Annotated in this window: 13 protein-coding genes and 1 pseudogene; 4 read left to right on the top strand and 10 right to left on the bottom strand. The window is 72.1% G+C overall.

Going from position 1 to position 14,467, the window contains the following annotated elements; translation table 11 throughout:
• The first annotated feature begins 101 nt into the window (after window positions 1-101).
• Window positions 102-803: an aspartate/glutamate racemase family protein gene (locus VG276_27005; protein ID HEV8652938.1), complete on the top strand. Its 702-nt coding sequence runs from the start codon at window positions 102-104 to the stop codon at window positions 801-803.
• A 64-nt stretch (window positions 804-867) separates the two neighbouring features.
• Here VG276_27005 and VG276_27000 read toward each other — a convergent pair.
• The 8 genes and pseudogenes from VG276_27000 to VG276_26965 form a co-directional block, all read right to left on the bottom strand.
• Window positions 868-1,569: pseudogene (locus VG276_27000) on the bottom strand (ATP-binding cassette domain-containing protein).
• A gap of 195 nt (window positions 1,570-1,764) precedes the next feature.
• Window positions 1,765-2,289 carry a hypothetical protein gene (locus tag VG276_26995; protein HEV8652937.1) on the bottom strand — a complete coding sequence of 175 codons (525 nt, stop codon included), beginning with the start codon at window positions 2,287-2,289 and terminating at the stop codon, window positions 1,765-1,767.
• Entirely contained in the window at window positions 2,223-2,753 is a 531-nt protein-coding gene (locus VG276_26990) for a BadF/BadG/BcrA/BcrD ATPase family protein (GenBank protein HEV8652936.1), read from the bottom strand. Before VG276_26990 ends, VG276_26995 begins: the two co-directional genes overlap by 67 nt.
• Window positions 2,750-3,724 (bottom strand): Gfo/Idh/MocA family oxidoreductase, encoded by a 975-nt coding sequence (locus VG276_26985; protein HEV8652935.1) that lies wholly within the window; start codon window positions 3,722-3,724, stop codon window positions 2,750-2,752. The genes VG276_26990 and VG276_26985 overlap by 4 nt, the downstream gene beginning before the upstream one ends.
• Window positions 3,721-4,614 carry a carbohydrate ABC transporter permease gene (locus VG276_26980; protein HEV8652934.1) on the bottom strand — a complete coding sequence of 298 codons (894 nt, stop codon included), beginning with the start codon at window positions 4,612-4,614 and terminating at the stop codon, window positions 3,721-3,723. Before VG276_26980 ends, VG276_26985 begins: the two co-directional genes overlap by 4 nt.
• Window positions 4,611-5,591: a sugar ABC transporter permease gene (locus tag VG276_26975; protein HEV8652933.1), complete on the bottom strand. Its 981-nt coding sequence runs from the start codon at window positions 5,589-5,591 to the stop codon at window positions 4,611-4,613. The genes VG276_26980 and VG276_26975 overlap by 4 nt, the downstream gene beginning before the upstream one ends.
• 11 nt (window positions 5,592-5,602) lie before the next feature.
• Window positions 5,603-6,937 carry an extracellular solute-binding protein gene (locus VG276_26970; protein ID HEV8652932.1) on the bottom strand — a complete coding sequence of 445 codons (1,335 nt, stop codon included), beginning with the start codon at window positions 6,935-6,937 and terminating at the stop codon, window positions 5,603-5,605.
• Window positions 6,938-6,990: 53 nt separating this feature from the next.
• Window positions 6,991-8,193, bottom strand: a complete 1,203-nt coding sequence (locus tag VG276_26965) for an ROK family transcriptional regulator (protein ID HEV8652931.1) — start codon at window positions 8,191-8,193, stop codon at window positions 6,991-6,993.
• 213 nt (window positions 8,194-8,406) lie between these two features.
• Here VG276_26965 and VG276_26960 point away from each other — a divergent pair, with 213 nt between their 5' ends.
• On the top strand, window positions 8,407-9,648 hold the full coding sequence (locus VG276_26960) for a DegT/DnrJ/EryC1/StrS family aminotransferase (GenBank protein ID HEV8652930.1): 1,242 nt from the start codon (window positions 8,407-8,409) through the stop codon (window positions 9,646-9,648).
• 130 nt (window positions 9,649-9,778) lie between these two features.
• On the opposite strand, the gene VG276_26955 is transcribed toward VG276_26960, so the two are convergent.
• Window positions 9,779-11,044: a 6-phospho-beta-glucosidase gene (locus VG276_26955; protein ID HEV8652929.1), complete on the bottom strand. Its 1,266-nt coding sequence runs from the start codon at window positions 11,042-11,044 to the stop codon at window positions 9,779-9,781.
• Between the two features lie 218 nt (window positions 11,045-11,262).
• On the opposite strand from VG276_26955, the gene VG276_26950 reads away from it, so the two are divergent.
• Complete coding sequence (locus VG276_26950; GenBank protein ID HEV8652928.1) at window positions 11,263-12,288, top strand: BadF/BadG/BcrA/BcrD ATPase family protein; 1,026 nt, start codon at window positions 11,263-11,265, stop codon at window positions 12,286-12,288.
• A gap of 145 nt (window positions 12,289-12,433) precedes the next feature.
• A complete protein-coding gene (locus tag VG276_26945) occupies window positions 12,434-13,621 on the top strand; it encodes an ABC transporter ATP-binding protein (protein HEV8652927.1) in 1,188 nt (395 codons plus the stop codon).
• A gap of 202 nt (window positions 13,622-13,823) precedes the next feature.
• On the opposite strand, the gene VG276_26940 is transcribed toward VG276_26945, so the two are convergent.
• Window positions 13,824-14,273: a DUF2399 domain-containing protein gene (locus VG276_26940; GenBank protein ID HEV8652926.1), complete on the bottom strand. Its 450-nt coding sequence runs from the start codon at window positions 14,271-14,273 to the stop codon at window positions 13,824-13,826.
• Between the last annotated feature and the right edge of the window lie 194 nt (window positions 14,274-14,467).

The raw sequence follows: 14,467 nt of genomic DNA, 5'->3' as shown, positions 1-14,467 counted from the left end.
TCTATAAGCGATCCTTTGCCTCATGGCAAGAAGCTGGCAATTGTCCTTGAGGTGGGTCGGCGCCATCCTGGCAGCGACTCCACCGACGAAGGGAGACCACCATGCGGACGATCGGCCTGCTGGGGGGCATGAGCTGGGCGTCGTCCATCGAGTACTACCGCATCCTCAACGAGCGGGTCCGCGACGAGCGCGGCGGGCTGCACTCGGCCCCGCTGCTGCTGCACTCGGTCGACTTCGCCGAGGTCGCCGCCCTGCAGGCCGCCGGCCGCTGGGACGACGCCGGCGACCTGCTGGCCGGAGCGGCCAAGGGCCTGGAGGCCGCCGGCGCCGAGCTGCTGCTGCTGTGCAGCAACACCATGCACAAGGTCGCCCCGGCGGTGGAGGCGGCGGTCTCGGTGCCGCTGCTGCACCTCGTCGACGCGACCGCCGAGCGGGTCAGGGCGGCCGGGCTCGGCACGGTCGGCCTGCTCGGGTCGAGCTTCACCATGGAGGACGGCTTCTACCAGCAGCGCATGCGGGCCCACAGCCTGCGCGTGCTGCTCCCCGGGGAGGCCGACCGCCGGGTCGTGCACCGGGTGATCTTCGAGGAGCTGTGCGCCGAGGTGTTCACCCAGGCGTCCAGACAGGCCTACCGCGAGGTCATCGCCAGGCTGGCCGCGGCGGGGGCCGAGGGCGTGATCCTGGGCTGCACCGAGATCGAGCTGCTCGTCGGGCAGGCCGACAGCCCGGTCGAGGTCTTCCCGACAACCAGAATCCACGCCGAGGCGGCCATCGCGGCCGCCACGGCCAGCCTGCCGGCCTGAGGCGACGCCGGCCGGCGAGCTGGGCCGGCACCCGCGCGGTGGCCGCCAGGCCGTCCGGACCGGCCGGGCGCACCTCCAGCACCTGCCCGCCAGCGCGGGCCTTCAGCTCATCCGAGGTGCCGCGGGCGATCACCTGCCCGTGGTCCAGCACCACGATGCTGTCCGTGAGCTGGTCGGCCTCCCCAGGTACTGGGTGGTGAGCAGCACCGTGGTGCCCTCGGCCACCAGCTCCCGGATGACCGCCCACACCCAGGCGGCTGCGCGGGTCCAGCCCCGTGGTGGACTCGTCCAGGAACAGCAGCCGCGGCTGGCCGATGAGGCTGACGGCCAGGTCCAGGCGGCGGCGCATGCCGCCCGAGTAGGCCTTCACCCGGCGGTCGGCCGTCTCGGTGAGGTCCACGCGCTCGAGCAGCTCGCCGGCGCGACCGCGCCGCATCGCGGCGCTGAGCCCGAGCAGGTTGCCGAACAGCTCCAGGTTCTCGCGCCCGCTGAGCTGCTCGTCCACGGTCACGTCCTGGCCGGTCAGCCCGATCAGCGAGCGCACGGCCATGGGCCGGCGGGTCACGTCGTGGCCGCCGACGGCTGCCCGGCCCGCATCCGGGCGCAGCAGCGTCGCCAGGATGCGGACGGTGGTGGTCTTGCCCGAGCCGTTCGGCCCGAGCAGCCCCAGCACCCTCCCGGCGGGCGCCACCAGGTCGACGCCGTCCAGCGCCCGCGTCTGACCGAAGCGCTTGACCAGCCCCTCCGCCTCGATCGCAAGGGTCATGGAGTCACTCCTTGTCGGTTGGCCGGGTGGGGCCCGCTGCCCGCCCGTCGATGCCGCTACGAAGGATCCGCCAGACACTGATGCGGCCCTGCTGTCGAGCTGCCACCGCTGACACGGCCCTGACAGGCCGAGGGAGGGCGCCGCGGGCCGCAGCGGCCTCCGCGCCGGGCTCGACTGGTCGAGGGCTGCCCGAGCTCAACCCGGTCGAAGGCTGAGGGCGAACCTGCGGGAGGAGGCGACGAGCCGCGCGCGCACCTCCGGGCCGGTCTCGGCCCCGGCGAGCTCGAGCGCATCGAGGACCGCCCCGACCACGGGCTTGCAGCCGAGGCGGACCGGCACCGCGCGCCGCGCGACCCGGTGGAGCGCGTCCGCCAGGGTCGTCTCCAGCAGGCGGCTGTTGCCGCGGAACAGGCCGCCGGCCATGACCGTCTCGAACGCGTCGTGGTGCAGGCCGAGCCTGCGGGCGACCAGCGCGGCGGACTCTCCCAGCGCGGTCCCGGCCCGGATGACGATCTCGCGGCAGGCCGGGTCGCCGGCGGCCGCCTGCTGCAGCACCAGGGGCGCGGCGGGTGGCAGCGCGATCGCGCGGCGGCTGAGCCGCCGCAGCAGCTCGACCGGGGAGGCGCAGCCGGCCAGCGGCGGCAGCAGCTCGCTCAGCGTGGTCGCCGGCCCGCGACCGGTGTAGGCGTCGGCAACCGCGTGGACCGCCTCCTCGGCCACGTCGGTCGCGCCGCCGAGTCGCCGTACATCGGGTGCAGGCCGAGCGTGCGGAAGGTCCGGCCGGCCGCGTCGCGGCCGGCGGCGACCGTGCCGGTCCCGGCGATTACCACCACCCCGAACGGGTGGGCCGTGCCGGCGCGCAGGGCGATGAACGAGTCGTTGTCGAGCTTCCTGGGCCCGCCGAGGCCGAGCGGGTCGACGAGCCCGGCGAGCATCGGCCGGTCGTCGTCCCAGTCGAGCCCGGCGAGCCCGAAGGCGCTCGCGGCGAGGCCGCCGGGCTCGGCCCCGGCGACGGCCAGCGCGCCAGTGATCGCCTCCTCCAGGGCGAGCCTTGCCAGGTCGATGCTGGTGTCCTCCCAGTTGGAGCGACCGCTGGAGGCGAACCCGAGCGTCTCGCCGCGCTCGTCGGCGACCAGCGCGTGGGTCTTCGACCCGCCGCCGTCGACGCCGAGGACCAGCCTCACTCTCCCTGCTCTCGGGCCGACGCGTACGCCTGCTCGACGACCCGCATCACGACCCGGCCGTCCTCGCCGCTCGGTCGCGGCTGGCGGCCGGCCAGGGCGGCGCCGACGAACTCGGCGAGCTGCGCCGAGTACATCGGCTGGGTGCAGTGCTCGTAGCCCTCGGGTGGCTCGGTGACGTCCCACACCCGCGCGTACCCGCCCGTGCCGTACAGCTCGGTGTCGGCCTCCAAGCCGCCGAGGTGTGGCTGCCACCACCCCGACTCGACGATCGAATTGGTGGCGTTGGACCAGGTCACCAGCAGGATCGTGTCGTCGTCGACGGCGTAGGCGCCGTAGCGGGTGCCGCTGACGGCGCAGACCCTGGCGGGCTGCGGGTCGCCCAGCAGGTAGCGAGTGGTGTCGATGGCGTGCACGCCCATGTCGAGCAGGGCACCGCCGCCCGCCAGGTCCGGGTTGGTGAACCAGCCGGACGGCCCCCAGCGGGCGTGCACCCCGTAGCTGCGGGTCTTGACGATCTCGCCCAGCTCGCCGCCGTCCACCCTGGCGCGGAGGGCGCGCACGTCCGGGTGGAAGCGCCAGCAGTGCGCGACCATCAGCCACGCCCCCGAGCGGCGCGCCGCCGCGACCATCGCGTCGGCCTCGGCCAGGCAGCGGGCCATCGGCTTCTCGACCAGCACGTGCTTGCCGGCCTCGAGGAAGGCGACCGCCTGCTCGGCGTGCAGCGCGTTGGGGGTGCCGATCACCACCGCGTCCACCGCCGGGTCGGCGGCGAGCGCCCGCCAGTCGGTGGTGGTGCGGGGGATGGCGTAGCGCTCGGCCAGCCGGGCGAGGGACGGCTCGCGCCAGTTGGCCGCCGCGACCAGCTCGGCGCCAGGGTGCTCCAGCACCGCGCGGGCGTGGAAGTCCATGATCCAGCCGGCGCCGAGCAGCGCGATCCGGAGCGGGGCCGGGTTCGAGGGTGCGGCCGTCACCCCTTGACCCCGGTCAGCGTGATCCCCTCGACGAAGACCTTCTGAGCGAAGAAGAAGATGATGATCACCGGCAGCACGAACAGCAGCGACGCCGCCATCTGGAGGTTCCACAGCACCCCTCGTGACAGCGCGGTGAACTGCTGCAGGGCCACCGCGAGCGTCCACGAGTCGGGGTTGCTGCCGGCGTACAGCAGCGGGTTGAAGAAGTCGTTCCAGGAGTACAGGAACTGGAACAGCGCCACCGCGGCGAGCGCCGGCTTGGCGAGCGGCACGATCACCCTGAGCAGGATCTGGAGCTCGCTCGCGCCGTCGACGCGGGCGGCATCGGACAGTTCCTGCGGGATGGTCATGAAGAACTGGCGTAGCAGGAAGATCGTGAAGGCGTCGCCGAAGAAGAGCGGCACGATCAGCGGCTTGAGCGACCCGATCCAGTGCAGCCGCACGAAGATCACGTACAGCGGCACGATGGTGACCTGCGGCGGCAGCATCAGGGTCGAGAGCACCAGCATGAAGGCGACCTGTCGTCCGCGCCACTGCAGGCGCGACAGGGCATAGGCCACCGGCGTGCAGGAGAGCACCACCCCGACGGTGGCGAGCCCCGCGTAGGTGACCGTGTTCAGGGTGTAGCGCACGAACGGGAAGGAGTGGAACACCGTCTTGAAGTTCGACCACGCGAACGGGTGCGGCCAGATGTTCGGCGAGAGCGTCTGCTGGTTGGTCATGAGCGAGGTCGCCAGGATGAACACGAACGGGAGCAGGAACGCGATCGACAGCGCGATCGCCACCGAGTGGTTGGCGACCGACATGAGGATCTGGCGGCGCCGGATCGAGGGTGGCACCGGCCGCCGCGCCGCGGCGGCGGCGGTGCCCGGAGCGGTCACAGCGGTCATTTGAAGCCCCCCTGGTAGTGCACCCACCGGCGTGAGCTGCGGATGAGCACGACGGTGCAGGTCATGGTCACGATGAACATGACCCAGGAGAGGGCGGCGGCGTAGCCCATGTGGAAGCCCTCGAAGCCCTGCTGGAACAGGTGGCTCGAGTAGAACAGCAGCGAGTCCTGTGGGAAGCCGACGGGGTGGGTCTGATCGCCCGCCCTGGAGATCACATAGGCCTGGGTGAAATACTGGAAGCCCTGGATCATCCCGATGATCACCGAGAAGAAGATCACCGGGGAGATCATCGGCAGGGTCACGTGGCGGAACCGCTGCCAGGGGTTCGCGCCCTCGATCTCGGCCGCCTCGTAGAGATGCCTTGGCACGTCGAGCAGCGCGGCGAGGAAGATGATCATGACCTGGCCGATGCCCCACAGGCCGATCAGCGCCAGGCCCGGCTTGGTCCAGCGCGGGTCCACGAACCACAGCGGCTGCGGCAGGTGCAGCAGGCGCAGGATGCGGTTGACCGGCCCACCCGGGTTGAGCAGGTAGATGAAGCCGAGCGCCGCCGCCACCAGCGGGACCATCGCGGGCAGGAAGAAGATCGTCCGGTAGAGGGTGAGCCCGCGCCTGACCCTGGTCAGCACCGTGGCGGTCGCGATCGCGAAGACCACCTGGAGCGGTACCAGGAACACGATGATCCAGAGCGTGTTCTTGACCGACACCCAGAACTGCGGGTCGCTGGTGAACATGAAGCGGTAGTTGCTGAGGCCGACCCATCTCGGCTCGCTCAGGATGTCGTACTTGGTGAACGAGAAGTACAGGCTCGACGCCATCGGGTACACGTAGAACGCGCTGAACCCGATGATCCACGGAGCCATGAACGCGAGCGCGACCCACTGGCGGTGCCAGGCTGAGCGCCGCCTACGGCGGCGGCGCTCAGCGGCACGGACCTGTTCGGGAGCGGCCGCCGGCCGCTCCGCGACGGTGGCCATGTCGTTCCTCCCTACCCGAGCGTCTGCTGCTTGGCGATCTGGCTGTCGAGTGCCTTGAGGCCGGCGGTCAGGTCGCTCACCTTGCCCGCCTGCCACTTCGTGGCGAAGGTGCCGAACAGGTCGACGTCGGCGATTCCGATCGGGGTGATCGGCTTGAAGGTCGACTTGGGGTTCTGGAAGACGTCCATGAACGTCTTGAAGTGCGGGTCGTTCTGCAGCACCGGGTCCTTCAGCGTCTCGAACGTGCTCGGCACGTTCTTGAGCCCGTGCGCCAGGGTGGTCAGGTAGCTCGTGTCGGTGGTCATGAACTTGAGCAGCAGCCAGGACTCGGCCGGGTGCTTCACGCCCTTGGGGATGCCGGCGATGGTGCCGCCCACCAGCTGCGTGCCGTACAGGTCGGCCTGGGCGTCGTCGACCGGGAACGGCGCGGTGGCGTAGTTGACCTTGGACTTGTCGCGCGCGATGAACGCGGTCCGCCACTCGCCGTCCATCATCATGGCGATCTTGCCGGCTTCGAAGCCGTTCTGCGCGGAGAACTCTGAGTCGCTGCCGCCCAGCGACGCGGCGAACTTCTGCAGCTTGCCGTAGCCGATGGCGTCGACCAGCGACTTCTGCCACTGCAGCATCTTGGCCCAGTTGGGGTCGGAGGCGAGGGTGGGCTTGAGGGACTGGTCATACCACTTCGCGCCGAACGCGTGGCCGAAGGTGTTCGGCGTGGTCGAGCTATAGAACCCGAACAGCGGGACGAACCCGGCCACCTTGATGCTGCCGTCCGGGTTGTACTCGGTCATCTTCTTGGCCATGTCGGCGAGCTGGCTGACCGTCTTCGGCGGCGCGCTGAAGCCGTGCTTCTTGAGCAGGTCGACGTTGTAGTACAGGCCTTGGGCGTCGGTCAGCATCGGCAGCGCGCACTGCTTGTTCTCGAAGGAGGTGTAGCTGAACACGCCCGCCGGCCAGACCGCGTTCTTGTCGATCTTGTCGGCCTGCAGGTACGGGTTCAGGTCCTGCCACGCCCCCGTCTGGCAGTACTTGGCGGCGTTGTCTGGCGTGAACGAGATCGCCACGTCCGGCGGGTTCCCACCGCTGATCGACCGCTCGATCGCCGTGTCTTCCTTGCCGCCGACGTGCTTGACCGTCATCCACGGGTACTTCTTCGTGATCATGTTGAGCGCGTTGGTGGTGACCTTGTATTCGCCCGAGGTGAAGTTGCTCCACACGGTGAGCGTGAGCGGGGCGTGGCTGGCGTTGGGCGCGACCGTCTGCACCGGCTTGGAGCTGCCACCGCCCGCCGTGCAGGCGGCGGCGAGCAGCGCCAGTGCGATGAGGCCGATGAGCCGTCGTCTCATGTGAGACTCCCTTCGGTGCGAGTCGGTGCGAACGGTCCTGCCGCTGGTTGGCTTCAGACCACGAGCTCCCTCCGGTCGAGCATGGTTGCGGGATCGAACAGCCGGTCCTGGGTCACGGCCAGGGCGTTGGCGACGGCGCCCTGCAGCACGGCGTCGTCGCCCAGCGCCGAGGCCAGCAGCCGCGGCCGCAGCGGCGAGAGCGCGCGCAGCTCCCGCTCGATCGGCGCCAGCAGCAGGTCGGCGTTGCCGCCGATGCCGCCACCGAGGATGACCAGCTCGAGGTCGACCACCGCCATCACCACGGCGAGGCCGAGGGCGAGGCGCCGCGCCTCGTCCGCGACCACCCGCCCGGCCAGCGGGTCGCCCTTGCGCGCCAGGGCGAACACCTTCTTCGGCGTGAGCGACCCCGTCATGCCGGCCTCGTGGGCGAGGCGCACCACACCGGCGCCGCCCACGGCCTCCTCGAACGCGCCGCGGCGCCGTACGTGGGGGTCGTAGGGGTCGGTGCCGACCGGCAGGTAGCCGACCTCGCCGGCCGCGCCGCTGGAGCCGCGGTACAGCCTGCCGTCGAGCACCAGGCCCATGCCGACGCCCGTGCCGACCGAGAGGAAGCCGAAGTTGCCCACGTCCTGGCCGAGGCCCTTCCAGCGCTCGCCGACGGCGGCCAGGTTGACGTCGTTTTCGACCCCGATGCGACTGCCGAGCTCGCTCTGCAGCGCCTCGACCAATCCCTGGCGGCCCCAGCCGGGCAGGTTGGGGGCGAGGGTGACCGCACCGCGGGCCGGCTCGAACACGCCCGGGCTGCCGACCGTGACGTGGCTCACCTGGTCCCAGCGGATCCCGGCCTCGCCGGCGAGGCCGTGGGCGATCGCGCCGATCTGGCCGATGAGGGCGCGGGCGCTCGAGGCCCTGGCCCGCTCGTGGTGGCGGGCCACGACGGTCCCGGTGATGTCGGCCAGCGCCGCCCGCACCCAGTGGCGGCCGACGTCGATGCCCACCACCCAGCCGGCCTCCGGGTTCAGCTCGTAGAGCACCGCGCTCGGGCCGCGGCGCCCGCTGGAGCGGCCCACCTCGCGGACCAGCCCGGCCTCGAGGAGGGCGGCGAGGCCGAGCGAGACGGTCGGCTTGGACAGGCTGCTGTCCCTGGCCACCTGGGCTCGGGAGACGGGGCCGGTGCGCTGGATCAGCTCGAGGATGGTGCGGGCGTTGATCGCGCGCAGCAGGCTGGGGGTGCCCCTCGTGAGCGGCCGTTCCACCAAGGAGGTTCTCTCCGCTGTTATAGTTAGGAAACCTTCCTCACGCTGGCCATTATCGATGGCATGACGACGAAGTCAACCCCTTGGACGACGAAGTCAACCCCTTGTGGGAGCCGAGGAAGCGGTAGCGGCTGACAGGAAGGCGGTAGCGGCTGACAGGGGGCTGCAGCAGCCCGGACCGGGAGGCGGTAGCGGCCGGACAGGAGGAGCGACATGGCGGAGCTTGCGGTGCGCGGCGGGGCGCCGGTCCGGCCCCAGGGCTACCCGGCGTGGCCGGTGCACGACGAGCGCGACGCGGAGGCGGCCGCCAGGGTGGTGCGCAGCGGCCGCTGGGGCGGCTTCCCGGAGCCCGGGCCGCTGGCCGCCGAGTTCGCCGAGCGCTTCGCCGCCTATCAGGGCTCCCGGCACGGCGTGGTGATGTCCAACGGCACCGTCACCATGGAGGTCGCGCTCAAGGCCCTCGAGATCGGCTGGGGCGATGAGGTGATCGTCCCCGCGCTGACCTTCTCGGCCACGCCCTACGCGGCCATGGCCGCCGGCGCGCTCCCGGTGTTCTGCGACGTCGCCCCCGACACCCTGACGATCGACCCCGACCAGGTCGAGGCCGCGGTCACCTCGCGGACCCGCGCGGTCATGCCGGTCCATCTCGGACACCAGATGGCCGACATGGACCGGGTCACCGAGATCGCCCGGCGCCACTCGCTGGCGGTGGTGGAGGACTGCGCCCACGCCCACGGCCAGCGCTGGCGCGACCGGGGCGCCGGCTCGTTCGGCGAGTTCGGCTCCTTCAGCCACCAGTCCACCAAGCTCCTCACGGCCGGCGAGGGCGGCAGCCTGCTCACCGACCAGGAGCAGCTCGCCCGCCGGGCTCACTCGCTGATCGACTGCGGCCGGCCCAAGGACCCGGACGAGAAGCAGTACACCTTCGGCGCCAACTACCGGCTGGGCGAGCTGCACGCCGCGCTCCTGCTGCTCGCGCTGGAGCGCTTCCCCGCCCAGCAGGCCGAGCGGGCCGTGGCCGGCCGGCGCTTCCAGGAGCTGGCAGCGGAGGTCCCCGGGGTGCGGCTGCTCCCACCCGACCCGCGCATCAGCCGCTGGAGCTTCTACCGCTACATCCTGCTGATCGAGCCGGAGGCCTTTGCCGGGGCCGGCAACGAGCGCGTCTGCGAGGCGCTGGAGGCCGAGGGCGTGGGCGCATGGGTCGGCTACGAGCCGATGAGCCGCTACGACCTGTTCCAGCCGGCGCTTTCGCGCCTGCCGGTGGCGGTCGAGCATGCCAGCCGGCTCGACCCGGGGACGATGTCGTTCCCCGTGGCCGAGGACGCCGCGCTGCGGCGGACCGTGTACCTGGACGAGAACGTCTTCCGCGCCGGGCAGCGCGGGGTCGAGGACGCGGTCGAGGCGCTCGCCAAGGTCCAGCGCCACGCGGACGAGCTGGCCGGCGGCAGCTCCTGAAGCTCCTGCTCAGCCGGGGCAAGAACCGCGCCGGCTCTTGAAGCTCGCGCTCGGTCGGGCAAGAACCGCGGCGGCTCCTGAGGCTCGCGCTCAGCCGGGCAAGAACCGCGGCAGCCCCCGGGGCTCGCGCTCAGCCGGGGAAGAACCGCGGCAGGTAGGGCCGGCTCCTCTCGAGGAGGGCGTCCAGCAGGGGGGCGGCGACCTGGTACTCGCGGACCAGCGGGTTGGCGAGCAGGGCCTTGAGGGCGACGGCACGGTCCCCGCTCAGGGCGGCCTGGACGGCCAGGCGCTCGTAGGCCTTGGCCTGCTGGACCAGGCCGAGGAGCTCGGGGGCGAGCGGGGCCAGGCGCATGGGGTGCGCGCCGGTGGCGTCGATGCGGGCGGGGACCTCGACGACCGCGTCGTCGGGGAGGTCGGGGAGGGCCCCGTCGTTGCGGACGTCGACCACCTGGACGTCGCCGGTGCCGGCGTGGAGCGAGGCGATCAGGGCCGCGGCGGCCTCGCTGTAGAAGGCGCCGCCGCGCCGCTCCAGCAGCTCGGGCTTGGTGTCGAGGGCGGGGTCGCGGTAGAGTTCGAGCAGCTCGCGCTCGATGGCCATCACCTGCTCGGCGCGCGAGGGGGCGCGCCGCTGCTCGTCGAGCACCTTGGAGGTGGCGTAGTAGTAGCGGAGGTAGGAGGAGGGGATGGCCCTGAGGGTGCGGAGCAGCGCGGCGGGCACGCCGACATCGGCGGCGACCTGGCCGGCGTGCCGGTCGAGCAGCTCGGGCAGGCGGTCCACCCCGTCGACCTTGACCGCGCGCTCCCAGGTGAGGTGGTTGAGGCCGACGTGCTCCAGCTCGACCCGCTCGGCGGGGACGCCGAGGTGGGCGGCGAAGCGGCGCTGGAGGCCGATGGCCGAGTTGCACAGGCCGACGGCGCGGTGGCCGCGGTCGAGCAGCGCCTGGGTGACGATCCCCACGGGGTTGGTGAAGTCGACGAACCAGGCGCCAGGCGCGCCACGGCGGGCGGTCTCCTCGGCCAGCTCCAGCACGACCGGGACGGTGCGCAGGGCCTTGGCGAAGCCGCCCGGCCCGGTCGTCTCCTGGCCGATGCAGCCGAACTCGAGCGGCAGGGTCTCGTCCGCCAGGCGCATGGCCTGCCCGCCGACGCGGAGCTGCATGACCACGAAGTCCGCGCCGTCGAGGGCCTGCTCGCGCCGGCCGGTACACACCAGGTGGCCGCCCCAGCCGGCCCGGTCGAGCATGCGTCCGGCGAGGCCGCCGACCACCCCCAGCCGCTCGTGGTCGATGTCGAACAGCACCAGCTCGTCCACTGGGAGGCGGTCCTCCCGGGTGGCCAAGCCCTGCACCAGCTCGGGGGTGTAGGTGCTGCCGCCCCCGACCACTGCGATCTTCAGGCCCATGGCTGCCCTTTATCGCTCGCTCCGCCGGCTGCTATTGTTCAGTAACCATGACTTCGGTTAGGAAAGTTTTCTTACTCTACAACCGGTGGCAATGGGCGGCGTCGCCGCGATGCCGAGCCCGCGGTCGGGTGCCAGGGTGACCGCCGCAGCGATGCCCACGGTCGGGGTGCCAGGGTGACCGCCGCAGCGATCCTCGCGGTCGGGGTGCCGGGGTGACCGCCGCAGCGATCCTCGCGGTCGACGGGGGCAACTCCAAGACCGACGTCGCCCTGGTCGACGCCGACGGTGCCGTGCTCGGAGGGGCCCACGGGCCAGGCGCGTCGCACCACCAGCTCGGCGTCCAGGCGGCGATGGAGACGCTCGAGGCGCTGGTCGCAGCGGCCTGCCGCGACGCCGGCCTGAGCCCCGGGGAGCGCCCGCTGGCCGAGGTCGGCGTGTGGTGCCTTGCTGGCCTGGACCTGCCAGCCGACGACGAGGCGCTCGGGCCCGCGGTCGCTGCGCGCCGCTGGGCGCGCGAGGCGCTCCTGCACAACGACGTCTTCGCGGTGCTGCGCGCGGGCACCGGGCGGACCTGGGGGGTCGGCGTGGTGGTCGGGGCCGGCATGAACTGCGCCGGCGTCGCGCCCGACGGCAGGGAGGTGCGCTTTCCCGCGCTCGGCGAGCTCTCCGGCGACTGGGGCGGCGGGTACGACATCGGCATCGCCGCGGTGGGCGCCGCCCTGCGCGGCGAGGACGGCCGCGGGGCGCGGACGGCGCTCGGCCGGCTGGTGCCCGGACACTTCGAGCTGCCCTCGGCGCTCGCGGTGGTCGAGGCGATCTTCCTCGGGCGGATCGGCAGGCACCGGGTGCTGGAGCTGGCCCCGCTGGTGCTCGCGGCGGCCGAGGCAGGCGACCCGGTCGCCGCGGAGCTTGTCGGGCGGCAGGTGGACGAGGTCGTCGCGATGGCCGGGGCGGCGATCCGGCGGCTCGGCCTCACCGGCCGGGACGTCGACGTGGTCCTCGGCGGCGGCCTGTTCCACCGCGACGACCCGGCCTTCATCGAGCGGATCCGCGCCGGGATCGCGACGGTCGCGCCGGCGGCCAGGCTCAGGCAGGTCACCGCGCCGCCGGTGGTCGGGGCCGCCCTGCTCGGCCTCGACCGGCTCGGCGCGCGACCCGAAGCCGCCGAGCGCCTCCGTGCCACCCTCACCCACGAGCGTCTGCAAGCACTCCAACCGGTCGCGGCCTCGAATCCCTGAGGAGGGGGGTCGACGGGCAGGACCGCCTCCCTCAGGATCGTCTCCCTGAGGAGGGGGGTCGACGGGCAGGACCGCCTCCCTCAGGATCGTCTTCCTGGGGAGGGGCGTCGACGGGCAGGACCGTCTCCCTGAGGAGGGGGCATCGATGGGAAGGATCGTCCTCGAGCACGTGAGCAAGGAGTTCCCCGGGTGTGCGGCCGTGCGGGACGTCTCCCTGGAGATCGAAAACGGCGAGTTCATGGTGCTGGTCGGCCCGTCGGGCTGCGGCAAGACGACGATCCTGCGCATGATCGCCGGCCTCGACGAGGTCACCCGCGGCGAGATCACCATCGGCGACCGGGTGGTCACCGACGAGAAGCCCAAGGACCGCGACATCGCGATGGTCTTCCAGAACTACGCCCTGTACCCGCACATGACCGTCGAGCAGAACATCGGCTTCGGCATGCGCCTGCGCCGCACGCCGAAGCCCGAGACGAAGCAGCGCGTGAGCGGGGCGGCGCAGGCCCTCGCGCTGCTCGACTACCTCGCGCGCAAGCCGGCCGACCTGTCCGGCGGCCAGCGCCAGCGCGTGGCGATCGGGCGGGCCATGGTGCGCGAGCCGCAGGCGTTCCTCATGGACGAGCCCCTCTCCAACCTCGACGCCAAGCTGCGGGTGCAGATGCGCGCCGAGCTCGCGCGGCTCCACAAGCAGCTCGGCACCACGATCGTGTACGTCACCCACGACCAGATCGAGGCGATGACGCTCGGGAGCCGGGTCGCGGTGGTGCGCGACGGCGTGCTGCAGCAGGTGGACACGCCGCAGATGCTCTTCCACAACCCGGTCAACCTGTTCGTCGCCGGGTTCATCGGCTCGCCGACGATGAACCTGGTCGAAGCCACCGTTGTCGACGACAAGCTCGAGTTCGGCAGCCATCGCCTGCCCGTCCCGCCCGAGGCGGCGCTGGACGCCTACAAGGGGAAGGCGGTGATCCTCGGGATCCGCCCGTCGGACTTCGAGGACGCCGAGGTCTGGCGCGACGAGCGGCTCCCGGTCGTGGAGGTGACCGCCGACGTGGTCGAGGACCTCGGCTCAGGGGCGAATGTGCTGTTCACCGTCGACGCGCCGCCGGTGCAGGTCGAGGGGGTCGACGAGGACCCCGAGGCCGGCGCACCGATCCCGCTGGTCGCGGCCGAGGGGACCAGCGTGTTCACGGCCGCGGTCGACGCCAGGACCAGCGCCCGGACCGGCCGCCGCGTCCGCCTCTCGGTGAACCCGGCGCGCTTCCACTTCTTCGACCGCGAGACCGGCCGGGTGATCCGCACCCGCCCCCTCCAGGTGGCGGCGTCGACCTGAACAGGTCACCAGAGTCCTGCCCGTAACCTCGGTTCAGCGGCCAGGGCCTTTGCGCCAATTCCGGACAGAACCTGTGAGCAGCCACTTAGCGGCGTCGACCTGGCCGCCGTGCCGGGATCGTGCAACCGTCATGGCTCCGGCGGCGCGCAGTATGCGGCCATGTCCTCGAGCAGAACCTCGGTGACACGCTCCTCGGAGACCGTCAAGCCACGGCTCCGCCTCGCCGAGCCCGGGGTCCCACGGGACGTCGGGGACGCGCCCGACTGGCGTGCCCTGTCCGGGCGACTGCCGCGACCGGGACGTCGGGGATGCGCAAGGCCGGCTTGCCTGTCCGTCCCGTGGGCGTGCCCGTCCGTCCCGTGGGCGTGCCCGTCCGCCCGGGTGGCGTGCCCGTCCGGGCGACCGCGGCGACGTAGTCGGCGGTGGTCATCCGCCAAGGCAGCGCCCCGGTCCGGACGACCACGTAGGACGCGATGCGCAGGCCCTTCCCGTCGAGGTCGCCGTGGTACATGATCCGCGACCCGGTCCGGCCGAGTTGCCGCAGCAGCTCGATCACGGCGGTGTTGGGCCACCCCGAAGCGCACACCACCGGCGGGCAGCGGTTCCCGAAGCGCTTGAGCGCCTCCGCGTCCGCCGAGGGAGGGCCGCGCATGACCCAGCTCGGCATGACCATTCGGGTCGGCGAGGAACTGACGGCCGCTCCACAGCTGGCCGCGGCCCGTCCACAGCAGCTCCGAAATCTGCCTCACCGACGTGGCACATGCTAGGTTCCTGGATCGGTCACAGCGGTCTCGTACTCTACGATGACGGCCGCGGCGGATCGTCGACGAGATGCCGACCTGGGCC

Source organism: Actinomycetes bacterium, assembly GCA_036000965.1.
Lineage (GTDB): Bacteria > Actinomycetota > CALGFH01 > CALGFH01 > CALGFH01 > DASYUT01.
The sequence above is the reverse complement of the archived record's forward strand: the minus strand, read 5'-3'. Positions and strand labels throughout refer to the sequence as shown.